Origin of the sequence: Stratiformator vulcanicus, from assembly GCF_007744515.1 — a bacterium.
In the GTDB taxonomy this organism is placed as follows: domain Bacteria; phylum Planctomycetota; class Planctomycetia; order Planctomycetales; family Planctomycetaceae; genus Stratiformator; species Stratiformator vulcanicus.
On record NZ_CP036268.1, the window covers coordinates 3,320,642 to 3,333,426 of the forward strand.

General features: G+C 58.3%; 10 protein-coding genes. 6 read left to right on the top strand and 4 right to left on the bottom strand.

Annotation, left to right across the window (positions count from 1 at the left end):
• Positions 1-296 precede the first annotated feature (296 nt).
• Entirely contained in the window at positions 297-1,844 is a 1,548-nt protein-coding gene (locus Pan189_RS12930) for a sigma-54 interaction domain-containing protein (RefSeq protein WP_310820437.1), read from the top strand.
• A gap of 5 nt (positions 1,845-1,849) precedes the next feature.
• Here the strand turns inward: Pan189_RS12930 and Pan189_RS12935 are convergent, their stop codons facing one another.
• Together Pan189_RS12935 and Pan189_RS12940 are read right to left on the bottom strand one after the other, a co-directional pair.
• Positions 1,850-4,954, bottom strand: a complete 3,105-nt coding sequence (locus Pan189_RS12935; RefSeq protein WP_145364390.1) for a spermidine synthase — start codon at positions 4,952-4,954, stop codon at positions 1,850-1,852.
• Positions 4,955-5,307: 353 nt separating this feature from the next.
• Positions 5,308-6,693 carry a hypothetical protein gene (locus Pan189_RS12940; protein WP_145364392.1) on the bottom strand — a complete coding sequence of 462 codons (1,386 nt, stop codon included), beginning with the start codon at positions 6,691-6,693 and terminating at the stop codon, positions 5,308-5,310.
• 414 nt (positions 6,694-7,107) lie between these two features.
• Here Pan189_RS12940 and Pan189_RS12945 point away from each other — a divergent pair, with 414 nt between their 5' ends.
• On the top strand, positions 7,108-7,674 hold the full coding sequence (locus Pan189_RS12945; protein WP_145364394.1) for a hypothetical protein: 567 nt from the start codon (positions 7,108-7,110) through the stop codon (positions 7,672-7,674).
• Between the two features lie 344 nt (positions 7,675-8,018).
• The gene (locus Pan189_RS12950) at positions 8,019-8,399 is read left to right on the top strand and encodes a hypothetical protein (protein ID WP_145364395.1); all 381 of its coding nucleotides are present in this window, start codon (positions 8,019-8,021) and stop codon (positions 8,397-8,399) included.
• A gap of 27 nt (positions 8,400-8,426) precedes the next feature.
• On the opposite strand, the gene Pan189_RS12955 is transcribed toward Pan189_RS12950, so the two are convergent.
• The gene (locus Pan189_RS12955) at positions 8,427-8,978 is read right to left on the bottom strand and encodes a hypothetical protein (protein ID WP_145364397.1); all 552 of its coding nucleotides are present in this window, start codon (positions 8,976-8,978) and stop codon (positions 8,427-8,429) included.
• A gap of 259 nt (positions 8,979-9,237) precedes the next feature.
• Between Pan189_RS12955 and Pan189_RS12960 the strand changes: the two genes are divergently transcribed.
• Together Pan189_RS12960 and Pan189_RS12965 are read left to right on the top strand one after the other, a co-directional pair.
• The gene (locus Pan189_RS12960; protein ID WP_145364399.1) at positions 9,238-9,864 is read left to right on the top strand and encodes a hypothetical protein; all 627 of its coding nucleotides are present in this window, start codon (positions 9,238-9,240) and stop codon (positions 9,862-9,864) included.
• Between the two features lie 132 nt (positions 9,865-9,996).
• Positions 9,997-11,481 carry an HTTM domain-containing protein gene (locus tag Pan189_RS12965; protein ID WP_145364401.1) on the top strand — a complete coding sequence of 495 codons (1,485 nt, stop codon included), beginning with the start codon at positions 9,997-9,999 and terminating at the stop codon, positions 11,479-11,481.
• Between the two features lie 137 nt (positions 11,482-11,618).
• Here Pan189_RS12965 and Pan189_RS12970 read toward each other — a convergent pair whose 3' ends face one another.
• Positions 11,619-11,867: a hypothetical protein gene (locus tag Pan189_RS12970; protein WP_145364403.1), complete on the bottom strand. Its 249-nt coding sequence runs from the start codon at positions 11,865-11,867 to the stop codon at positions 11,619-11,621.
• A gap of 169 nt (positions 11,868-12,036) precedes the next feature.
• Here Pan189_RS12970 and Pan189_RS12975 point away from each other — a divergent pair, with 169 nt between their 5' ends.
• On the top strand, positions 12,037-12,747 hold the full coding sequence (locus tag Pan189_RS12975; protein ID WP_145364405.1) for an SGNH/GDSL hydrolase family protein: 711 nt from the start codon (positions 12,037-12,039) through the stop codon (positions 12,745-12,747).
• The last annotated feature ends 38 nt before the right edge of the window (positions 12,748-12,785 follow it).

Here is a 12,785-nt window from a genome sequence, read left to right on the forward strand (position 1 = left end):
GAATTGAACCCCTTGAGGTTGCGTCACTGTCGCGGAAATCCGACACGCCCGCGTTGCATTTTGGCCGCATGATGCGGAACCACGGTGACTTTTAGAAACGTGGCTTCGCGTGCAACTCTGAAAGTGACTCGAACCGAACTGACTCTTCTGCTTGAACTTAAGTCAAACTTAGGCTGCGTTAGATGAAAAGGTACGCGGTTTGTGTTTCTTCATCGAGCTTCTACCAAGCGGGGCCACGCCCCAACGCGGATATCGAGAGTCCTTCAGCCATCAAAACGCCGACCCCAGTCATCACCATGACGCAGCCGGTTTTTGCCGTAATCAGCCCACGCTCCGCGTTCCTCGAAGAACTTCGCGAAAACCTCGCGGAGGTCGGGCGGACCATTTTGTGTGATGATCTTCTCGAAGCACCTCGATTGCTCCGTCCCGATCCACCCGACATCGTGGTCGCAGACTTAGTCCGGTTTGACCGGGATCGGTCGCCCAACGACGACTTCATCCAATCATTGAGACAGGCGGTCCCAGCCACCAAGCTGTTCGCCGTTGTGCATGACCTTTGTCCCGAAACGATCGCCCGCCAGGCGAAGCAGGCGTCGGTCGTTCTGCTCTCACAAAATCTCTCGATGACAGATGTCGCCCAGAGACTGATCACCGCAGTCCGCCATTCGGCTGGTTCCAGCCGGGGAAACTCACCGACCGAATTAACGGCGAACGTCTCGGTAGGCAATGCGTCCGGACATATGCGACCCCTCAATCATCGTGATGAAAACGAAAATCGAGTCGGCAAAGTCTCGATCGATCAATCATCCGACCAGCCGGGCAACACTCACGTTCTCGCCGGGTTAACGCGGCAGTTTGAAACCCTGTCGCCGAAGCTGCAGGAAATGCTTTCCGAATTGCAGATCGCGGCGAGACACGATGTCACGGTGTTGCTGATCGGTGAAACCGGCTCGGGTAAGACGTTCCTATCAAAGCTGATTCACGAAGTCTCCCCGCGCCGCGACGAACCGTTTCTGACCGTTGCGTGCGGAGCCCTGCCGTCTGATCTGATTGAGAGTGAACTCTTCGGCCACGTCAAAGGAGCCTTCACCAGCGCCCACGCAGACAAAGAAGGCAAGTTCGTCGCCGCGCACGGCGGGACGATTCTGCTCGACGAAATTGACGTGCTCGGTCCGGAGCAACAGGTCAAACTGCTGCGGGTCATTGAGACCGGAGAATTCGAGCCGGTCGGTTCCAACCAAACGTTGCAGTGCGCGGCCCGGCTGGTTGTGGCAAGCAACCTCGATCTCAAGCCGCTCGTCGAGGAAGGCAAGTTCCGTCCCGACCTTTACTACCGGCTGAGCATGTTGAAATTTCAGCTACCGCCGCTGCGAGAGCGGCCCGCCGATATTGAATCGCTCGCGAGAAAGTTCGTCGAACAGCTCGCGACGCGGCACGGCGTCGCGATTTCCCGAATCGAGCGCGGCTTCGTTGAAGCGCTCAGTCTGTACCCTTGGCCGGGCAACGTGCGGGAATTGGAAAACGTGGTGCGGCGAGCCGTGATCTACTGTCAGGACGGAGTGCTTGCCGCATCTCACCTTCCGCACCACATTCTCAGCGGAGATGCCGGGCCCACGAATGACCCTTCAGTCCGCCTCGGCCCGAACATGTCGAGGCCGATGCCCGAAGTCGATACCGAACCGCCGACGCTTGAGAAACAGGTCGCTGCCAGCGAGCAGGAGGTCATCGAACAGACACTGTTCCGGAATAATTTCAGCCGAACCAACAGCGCCAAAGAACTCGGCATCAGCCGCGTGACGCTCTACAATAAGATGAAAAAGTACGGCATCTTGCAGAACAACTAGCCCGATCAGGAGTTCTCGTTTTTCGGCTCTTTATCCTTCTCATCTTGTGATCGGTGATGAGGTAATAGTCGTGTGCGATAGCTCTCCAAGGGACGTTCTAGCGTTTTTTCGATCGCGCGGGTCCGAGCCTTGACCGACTGACGGTCACGACCAATTTCGTCAGGCTCGTGGGCAGACAACACCGCGAGCGCGGCATCGATTTGCTTCAGCGAAGTCTCGACGTCGTTGAGTACGACACCCGAGGCTTTCGGTTCGCTCGTCCCCCGATTGTCCCAGCGACGTTTGAGGACCTGCAGCAGTCCATCAAGGTGGTCGCAGCGCTCCGTCGGCCCGGCGAAAAGTTCCGGATGGTCAATCGCGATCTCAATCGCCCGGAGCGCGTTTCGAACTGAGCGGTCCGTGGAATCGGCGAAGTAGATTGTGTGGAGCAGATGCTGTAGTTCGAGGCCGACTGCGTCCTCGCCCAAGTGACGGTATAGCTCACTCACTTCGGCGTGCGCGAAGTACGTCATCATCGGGTCGTAGGGGCGGGCGGCCGACATTACTTGCGAGATCGACTCGAACGTTGGGTTCGCCCGCGCGGCGGCGAGCGCTTGAAGATATTCAACTCTGCGGAGGTCTTCCGGGTGCAAATCGGGGGCCGTCGCTTCCGCGGCAACCCGGCGAATCGGGGAACGACGTTGCGAGGTCATCAGGCCCTTCAGTTCTTTGCGATAAGCCCATGGCTGATCGGGATAACGTGCCGGGAGTGATCGTTGTCCGGTCACGGCGGCCAATCGATCAAGAACCTGCCTCTGATCGGTCGCGCTCACGCAGTGAGCCAAGAGCGCTTTGCCATTACTTTGAATCGCCCCCGACAGTTCTTGCCACTTCGCCCCCCAGCGCATCACTTCCAACGGCAATCGGTACGCCAGACCGCTCTCCTGTCGTCCGAACGCAACGTCGTTCTCTGAGATGAAGCGATCGATCGTCTCGGAATCGAACGAGGTCACGTTCAGTGGCACCGACCAATCCCAACCGAGAGTTGCGAGAATCTCGCGGACATGCGGACGTTTCAGTCGATCGACAAGCTCGTTGCCCAAAAGCGGTTCATCGCGATTTGACGCCAGTAGCGCAAATTCGCCGGGCCCGATCTCAACGACGGCGGCTTGCGAGAAGACCGACCGTAAAGCACTGAGTACATCTCGAAGTGGTTCCGGTCCCAGATCGATCTGTCGAAACCGCTGACAGAATACGCCGCCGGGAAGCAGGCTGTTGGAGGCAAGACGGTAAAACGTCGGATCGAAATGCGGGATCGCCTGCGGAAGTGACGATGAGCCCGGATCATCAATCAGAACGTCGTAGTTCGGTTGCTTCGCAGCTAAAACCTGCCGTGCTGATCCGGTGATTTCATGCACTCGCTCGTCATCAGAACTCGGCCTTAATTCGCCGTCCCAGACTTGCGCATTGATCTCGTCCCAGACCCGCAAGTCTTGGACGACGTAATCGACCTTCGCGATGGGGAGGGCCGCACATGTTGCAATGGCTGCCCCGCCGCGGTCGCCCATCAGCAGAATCGAATCGGGGTCGCCGTGAATGAGCAGCGGATAGAGCGCTTTCATCACCTCCGCACTGGCGTGGGGGCACAGCCGCGGTTCCGATGAAACAATCGCTTGCGTCACTCCATTTTCGCAGATGCGAACCTGTACCCCGTTTTGACGCCAGAGTGTCGTGACCTTTCCGCCTTCTTCAATTGTCGCAAGACATCGACCGCCTTCGATGACCGAAAGCAGATTCGTCTCGAAGCCCGCATTCCGACCGATGAAGGCCGATGTATTAAACAGCAGCGAAGCGGGACGAACCGGATCGTAGGTACCGCCAAACGCGATCAGCCCGGTCAAGGCAAATGCCCCGCCCACTACAGCAACGCGGCTGCGTGACACGACGCCCTTAAAGGTCGACAGCAGCGTGGCCAGGCACGCAATACACGCCGCCGCCGCTCCGATGAGTAAGAGCAGTTCAGAAGCGACTCCATTGGTCAATAAGAATGTCCCCAAACCGAAACCGATCGCTGCGACAATCGGTGACCAGTGGCCGGACTTCATCGGGTAAGTTGAGACCGCGAGACCGAACCCCAACAGACAGAATGGAATCGTCACCGTCGTGATGCGTATCGTCGTAAGAGTCCACACCGATTGGATGAATGCATTGCTGTCCAAGTGCAGGTCGGTAAGCCAGTAGTAGCCGACCGACATCGTCACTGCGGCGACAATGATCGCCAAAGAACCGACGGCAATGCGGGTGCTGAGATCGATTCGTGGAACTATCAGTGCGCAACACGTGATCGCGGCGAATAGTGCCGCAACAATGGCCGCGTCATAGGACGGCCCCCACGGGAAGAGTTGCGACAGCATGATGGGGCAGGCCGAAGCCATCAGTCCGCAACCAACTGCTAATGTGCAGAGCGCGAGGACGGTGACTCGGTCCGTGTTCGCTTTGGGAGAACGATCCGGCCCCTCGATCGAGCCGTCGGATTCCATTTTCTCTTGAGAAATGAACACGTCGGACGCCGCGGCCAATGCGAGCACAATCGAGCCGATGCACCCGGCGGCGAAGGGACCGATCCATGAAGCGAACAAGAATGCATTGAGCCCGATACCAATCGCAATTGCTTCCGCGGCAATCACCGTTGAAACACCGCGATGCCCGATCCAACATCGAATCGCGATGAATGCGGGAAGGAGCAGAATCGCCCCGACGATTAACTCGCCGACCCAAATTGGAAACCCGGCTGCCAACGTGCTCAATTGCAGTGTCGCCGAAACATCACCGAGAGGCCCAGCCAACGCCCCGAGAACTGCCAACACTGCCACACAGGCCGAAGTCGCGAATGATCCGAGATTCAGTCGACCACGCGGAATGAGAAAGCAGCAAGCGGCCAATGCGACCATCAGTAGATTGGCAGAGCTACCGAAGCCAGCTAAGTAAAGGAACCGGTCGATCAGCGACCAGAGAACCATCCCGACGGCGAGTCCGATTACGCCGTCCGCGATGTGCTTAAGCACCTTGGGAGTGGTCACCGCCGCTGCGAGCGTGCCACCGTATTGCCGCAATCGTGTCGAAATCGTCATGGCGTCCTTGCCTAAAACGTCGGCAATCACACGAGCGCACGTGGCGAAAGGCTGGCGTCTTCAATCAACAACCACGGGCCGCAGTCACAAAGCCAGCCGCCACTGACAGAATACGCTTTGTGTCGTGCCGGTCGACCGATTGTTCTATCCGAATGGTCCGTTACGCCTCAAGTCGAGGCTGAGAACATCTTTAGTTCGAACGGTGAGCTCCGCCCTCACGATTGCGGGATCAGCTCCTGTTTTACGGCTCTGACATCAATTGAAAACACCCCGTCGCCAGGAACTGGCGACGGGGTGTTATTTCATTTCGCGGTCGAATTCTGCATCGACGCGAGATTGAACAGATTCGTAGCTTACGTCGAGAATCCGAACGGCACGGGCAATCCGTTGGCTTGCGGAGCAAGCTCAGTGTCGGACTCAGGAACCGGACGCAAGGTGTCGGTGCCGTCGAAGGTTTGCGGGGCTGCTCCCTGCGGTGCGACGTTGCAATTGCCACCCGGGCAGCCGCCAGGGCCACAGTTCCCGGTCGCGCATCCGCCGCACGGCGACGGACAAGCTTGAACCGGAACCATTCGGCAGACTTCATAAGGAACCTGCCGGGCGACGCACTGGGCCACCATGCGAGTGCAGGTCTGTTCGACCTGACGCGGAACACACTTCGCCACGCGGTAGTTGACGGTGTAGGGCTCTTGACGCGTCACGCAGTAGGGAACTTTGCGGGTGCAAATTTCTTCCACCATCTTGCAGGTCTGAACCGGAACCTGACGCGTGCATTGCTCGGCGACCATCCGGGTGATTCGCTGCGGAACCTGTCGTTCGACCCGCTCGCTCACCATGCGACAGACGCGATAAGGAATCCGTTGCACACGTTCTTCCGGAACCATCCGGCAGACGGTGACGGGAACCTTGGTCACGACGGTCTCAGGCACCATACGACAGACGGTGACAGGGCAAACCTGCCGAACGACCTGCGGCCGATACGTCGTGCACGGAACCTGACAGGCGACGCGTCGGACACAAACCTGCGGCACGCTGAAAGACGGGCCGGGCAATTGAGTCATACGAAATGTTTGACGACCGGTACAAGGGTCGCAAACCAACTGCGGTACGCTCAGGCCAGGCAAGCAAACGGGACGGCGAACGACTTGCGTCTGCAGCCGATAGGTCGTTCGCATCGTCGTGACCGGTCGCATGACCGTGTAGCAGCGCTGCTGATTGATGGTCTGAGTCACCGGTCGCATCACGACCCGGCGGCATTCGCGCTCGATCGTCTCGGTGACCGGGCGCATGACCGTCTGCCGGCATTCGCGGACCCGTTCTTCGAAGACCGGTTTTTGAACCGTGTAGGAGCAATCTCGCATCACCGTTTCGGTGACCGGACGCATCACAGTGTAACTCTCTTCGCGACTGGCCGTCTCGAAGACCGGACGTCGGACCGTGTATTGCTCATCGCGGTACGCGGTCTCGGTCACGTTGCGGTAACATGTCTGCTGACGGTCTTCGTAGACGGTATCCATCACAGTGCGGGTAACCGTGAACTGCTCCGGCTTCATGACCGTCTGATAAACGGTTCGATAGCACGTCTGCCGCTCCATTCGGAACGTCGTGCAACATGCCACGGGCTGACAAGCGGTCGTGGGACAGCAATTGTAGCTGCCGACGCCGCATAGTTGGGCCGAGGCTTGCTGGGCAATGGCGGTCACCGCGACGAGGGTGCCGCAGATCAGTGTAGCTCGCATGACCTGTATACCTCCACAAGTTGAGAATCTAGTTACGGCCCGGTTCGACCGCCGATCGCCCTCCCTGTGACCACGTCCGATCTTCATCGCGGACCCGACCACTTGCAAAGCAAAACCAACGGTTTTAATCGTAAGAACCGGAACCGAACGCGGTCTTAAGTTCTGACGCTATAACGTAGCTCGGGAGATTGCGGGGCTTGAGGGAAAATGTGCAAAATGGGCACATTATGTTGCCCCCCTGCCGTTGCCGTTCGTCACAACCGACAACCGCGCACCTTGCCCTAATTCACCCGCCCCTCATAAACCATAAACTCGAATCCGATGCGGCTTGTGAAACGCTCAAATTCTCGCTGCAATCGATCGCGTCGTTAAAATAGGAAGAACACACCGAGCGGGCGGCAAAGAAAGCAACCGATGGCAAACTGCATCACACGTTTCAACATGTCAGCCCTGTGTTCGTGGAGACGAGGCTTCGGGATCGCAATCGGGCCGGCTGTCCTGTGTGGGATCGGCTGTGACATCAAGCCTTCGAACTTGAATGAACCGGCTGAGCCAGCTCCCGCCGCGGCCGTTCCCGATCAACCCGACAAGAAAGATGACGTTGCGGTCATACATAAGACGACGCGAGAGATTCTCGACCTGGCCGAACTGCAGGATGATCCCAATTGGGCCGTCGTCGATACCGGCGTCACTGGCGGTGATCCGTTAACGCAAGCTCAATCGGTTTACTTTCACGCGGCGGCCACGCTCAGCCCGATTCCGATCCAGCAATTCGTGCAGCAGCAGCGAGCACTTGAAGGAACGACGCCGACCTATGAAGAGGTCCAGCAGTTCATGGAGCAGAACCCCGGCGTAACGTTGCGGCAACAGAAGCCGTGGCAGAAATATGCTTACGATGCGGAAAACGGCACGATCGTCGTCGTCGAGGACAAAGCCGAGAAGCAACGCATCTCTGAGAAGGCCGGCGTCGAACTCGACTAGTCGAGCAATCCCGACGAGCTCTTAAGAACCTCGGACGAGCGCGCCTTAGGCGGACTGTACCTGCCGTTCCGAACCAAGCGAAAAGTTCCGGGCTTTAGTGGTTGATGACCACAACGCAACGGCGCCCGACCGCTTTAGGCAACGGCTCAGCATTCGCTGACATACCGGCGCCGCCTATCGGATTTTCTCCCGCCGTCGACGTTGCGGACGATCTTCGCGTCGTGCAGGCACGGCATTCGCCCCCTCTTAAAGCCGTGAGACAAATTGCTCGGTTTCCGAGGAATCTTGTTTCGAAAGAGCATCACGACCCGTAGGTCCGATGCCGAAATGAAACACCTTTTGGAATGACGCGGGACCTCCCGCTCGTTCGCATCAAACCAATGTTCGGCAAATATCGACGACATTGCGGCGGCCGTTTCATCCGACGACAACTATGTCGCGCGGCGATCCTGGTACTGGCATGGAACGTCACGATGACGCAACCGGCGAATTGCGCCGACTGGGTCTACCGGCGGTCGTACTACACACACGAGTTGCCGCCGCACGTCGCGGCCGTTTCTCCGATGCCGGTCGAACGGTCGGCCTACCGTCCCGCCATCACCAACCCGTATCCGGGTTTTGGGATTACGGGTGGTTTCCGCTGGAATCGCGTCGTCATGCAAAACGGCAACAGTCGCGACTTCACACTCTTGCGGAGCGACTTCGTGAAGTTTCCGCCGTATTAATTCGGATCGCCGGGTCGAGATGTTTTGTTAGCGCGACGGTGAGAGGATATTGATCGGCTCCCCGTTCATCGGGTCGAGCCGCTGGACTTCGTTCACCTTCCACTCCCCAGCCACCTTTCGCCACGAGAGTTTCCAACGCGTTGCGATGCGTGACTCGAAGCCACCCTGTTTGGCTCGAACCGTTCCGTTGGCCCGAAAGAACGAGAGCGCGTAGCTATCGTTCAATTTCATTTCGACGTCGACATCGGTCAGGCGGATCGGTGGAACCAGTCGGAACGCCCCCATCGCGGCGTAAATCTGCAGTCGCTCCGCTTCCAGATTTTCTCCGAGAAACGACAGCACCCGATCGACGTCGTCATTTTCAACGGCATCTTTCAGCTCCATGACGCGGTCGGCCACGATCTCCGCTTCGGTCACAACCAGCAAATCGATGACGAACACCAATCCGATCGAGGCCAAGAGCACTCCGGCGCCCACCAGAAGTAGCAAATTTTGGCGCTGCTTGCCGATGACAGCACACACGACCGCCCCGATCGCCAGCGCGATGACCGGTGGATACGGGTCTTCAATCAACCACATAAAGCGATTCCGAATGTCGGGTAAGGTGAATAGCCGGGATACCGGCCGATGGACAGAAGTCTGAATTCGGAAAGGAATTATTGCTCATTTGCCGCCCGGAAACGAGGATGGCCGCACTCCAAACGTCGGCCAATTGCGGCGAGATCAGGCCCATTACGTCCAACAATCCTCTTGACCAAATCAGCTGATTTAAGCAAATTCTACAAATCCGGACATGGTGGTCCGAGAATTCTGCAGACCGACCACGGAGGGTCGAGCAATGAAACGCTGGTTGGCATCCCTTTTTATCGGCGGTTATCTCTCGGCGCTCGGCGTCGGTCTCGTCTCGCACACGATGGAGTGGGGCACCGGTCGCCATCCCGCAATGTATTACATCGTGTGGGATATGTTCTGCGGCTGGACCAGTTGGGACGTTCGCCTCGAAGTGATCGGCGAAGGCGTCAGCGGGAAGTACTACAGCCTCGCCCCCGGGCCCTGGGGCGGAATCAACACGCACGGCCGGCTCGATCGCCGCGATTACGATGTCGGCGGACTGGCCTGCTGCCGCATCGCATTGAACACGCTCAAGCACACCAGCCACGAAGAAATCGCTCGGATCTTTGTCGTCGAGCGGGCTTGGAACAAGAAATACAACATTCCGGATCACCTGTGGGAGGAGCGGTTCGAAGAACCACGCGATCCCCACTACTACCACAAAATTTATCACGTCATCAGCGGCGAAGGCGTACTCCTGAGCAGTCAGCCGAATTGGCTGACGCACTACACGAGCGTCGCCCAAAATGCCGACCCGCGGCTCCAATCTCAAATGCGTACTCGGCAGCCGTTTTACCTGCTCGACATGGCTGCAGCCAACAACTCCGGTCAGGAATTATCATCGCAACCGTAGGTGGTCTGTTCGATGGTCAGATGCTGAGAACTCACTGAGTGCCCGTTGCGATCGGCAATTCACAATTCCGCATAAGTAAAACCGGCCCTGCGGGACGAATACCCGCGCCGCCCGATTCGTCAGGAGGACGAAATGGCGACTTCAACCAATCAATCCGCTTCTATCTTCGCCCAGTTGACCCGACCGTTCCGCGAATTCTTCTTCAAGGAAGAAGTGCCCTACGGGCTCGCGATCGTTCGAATTTTTCTCCCGCTGATCTTGTTCGGCGATATGCTGCGTCGCTGGCCGCATGTACGAGAGCTTTATTCCGCCGACGGTGCCACCGCACCGCTTTGGATCAACTTTGGTTTTGCGAATCCGTTCCCGGAGTTCCCCGGCTGGCTCGCCGTCGCGATTTTCACCGCGATGCTGTTCTTCCTGCTCGCCGCCTCCCTTGGCTGGCTGACTCGGCTATCGCTCGCCTTCTCGACATTGCTGCTGTTCTACTTCGCCAATCTCGACGCGATCGGAACGATCAGCAAGTACACCGCGATCGCAACGCACATTCTATTGCTTCTGTCACTCTCGGACTGCGGCGCAGTCTGGTCGGTCGACGCACGGCGTCTCGGTCGATTGGAGCCGAGAACGTCCGCCGTCTGGCCGCAACGGTTGATCCAACTCTTCATCGGTATCGTCTATCTGGCCGCCGGAATGACGAAGATCCACACGCCGCACTTTTTCTCCGGCGAGCAGATGATGTACTGGATGCTGACTCATCTGAATAACGGACATCCGCTCGGCGCCTACATGGCGATGCACCCGTGGACGCTGAGTGCATCGGCCTACATCACGAGTCTGTGGGAATTGACGTTCGTCTTCCTCGTCTGGAGCCTGTGGGGGCGACGGGTGATGCTCACCCTCGGCGTCACATTCCACCTGATGACGACGCTGGCATTGGGGCTTTACCTGTTCCCCATGATGTATTTCGCCGCCTACTGGGCGTTCTTGAAAGAAGACGACTACCGCTGGTTCTGCGAGCGGGTTCGGTCATCGAACCTGCTGAATCACTGGCGGGCTGAGCTGTCCGGAACACTAGCATCGTTCACGAATTTAATTCGAGGTGCGGGAGGTCGCCTCACGCCGGTCGCCTACGCCGCAGTGCTTCCGCTCGTTGCGCTGGGAGCATCGGCCGCGGAGTATCAACTTGACCCTTACAACGAGCGCAGCCCGGACGGTCCGCTGCCACTGGTCGAACTGAGTCAAAACGAAGCACAGCGAATGTTGGCCCGGCCGCAACCGATTCGCGTTGAGGACAAGTTCTTCACCTTCACGATCGGTAGCTTCAAGATCGGAAACTATCTGGCTTACCAGAGGACCGAGTACGCCCTCGGGGAAACGATGTTCGCGCAAATTCTACTGCAGCCGCAGCACGAAGACATTTATGTCGAACTCGTGCTGGAAGATGCCAATGGGGCGATCGTTGCGAGCACTGACACGCTAGCGCCGCGCGAAATGCTTCGTTGGACGCCTCCGATCGGCTTGTCACCGGCACTGGTTAAACCGGGCGAGTACGGCTTGGTGTTGCGGCTCGCCGGGAAACCCGTAGCCCGCCGTTCGTTTACCGTAACGGCCGACTGAATTCCCGATTCGTAGAAAACGACTTCGCAAAAGCGGGCCGGCCGTCATTCGAGCCGCCCGCTCCGCCCAGCAATTCGATCGCGGTCACTGATATCCGTTTGATGTCTTTGTGAGACGCGGCGACGGAGTCGCGATCATCAAGTCGTGGCGACGCTTCGCCGCTTGGTTCTGATCGCACCACCGAACCGCCATACGACTCGGTGCGGGGCGACGCTCGTCGACCTGAGCACCGGCCGCTGACTGAAGTCGATTTCCAGCAATTCGATCAGCCTGGAAAAGGCTCTGTCGGGCGTCGACGCGACCGCCACGATGGCGGGTTCGATGTCGGCCCGCGCAGTCCATGAGTCCCCCGAGTCCTCCGCGGCAGTGATTGTCAAACCAGTCATAATTTCTCGTCTGTTCGGGCTCTGTCTGGTGATCCGGTCGAACGCGTCTGTTGCAGTATCGGAACCGAACCGACGAAGGGAAAGCCCTCAGCAGGTCCAATCCGATCGATCAGCCTGATATGCTCACTGGGAGAAATTCGACCTTGACCTTTGCCGCCCGGAGTCCTCAGTGAGATTGCTCGTCCCGTCGCTCGTCTTATTGATCAGTCCGTTCCCTGCCATGGCATCCGGGGCGGAACCGATTTCTATTCTGCCGATCGGGGACTCCATCACGCAGGGAGGCAAGCGGGATCGCGAAGAGTACACCTATCGCTGGTCGCTAGGCAAAATTCTTTCGGAGAAGGGCGTCGCTTACGACTTCATCGGAACGCGCAGACGGGGACTGCACGGTGACGCGACGTGGCCGGATATTGCCGGTCAGCCGTTCGACGGCGACCACGAAGGCTACTACGGCGCGAAGACGGCATCGGTCCTCGAAAAGCTGAAGAAGAACCTGCCGAAACTTTCCTCGCCCGATTTCGCGCTGATCCATCTCGGGACCAACGACCAGAAATCGGCGGACCACCAGGCGGCGATCGTCGAACCGCTCGAGGAAATGATCGGACAACTTCGCGAGCGCAACCCGACGATCGTGATTCTTATCGGTCACCTCAACTTCAACGGGGGCGCAGCACTTAAGATTCGCCCGCTCGTTGAAGAGATGGCCGAACGTCTTTCGACCGACGAGTCGCCGGTCAAGACGGTCCATCACTACAAGGACTGGATCGAAAACCCGAAGCGGCAGGGCACCGACACATTCGATTGGGCCCACCCGAATCGGCAGGGGCAGGAAAAAATGGCACGCGCATGGTGGGAGGCGATGGAGCCATACACGCGGTGACCATCCGGAGCCGCGGTGGTGCCGGCGGCACATTCTCG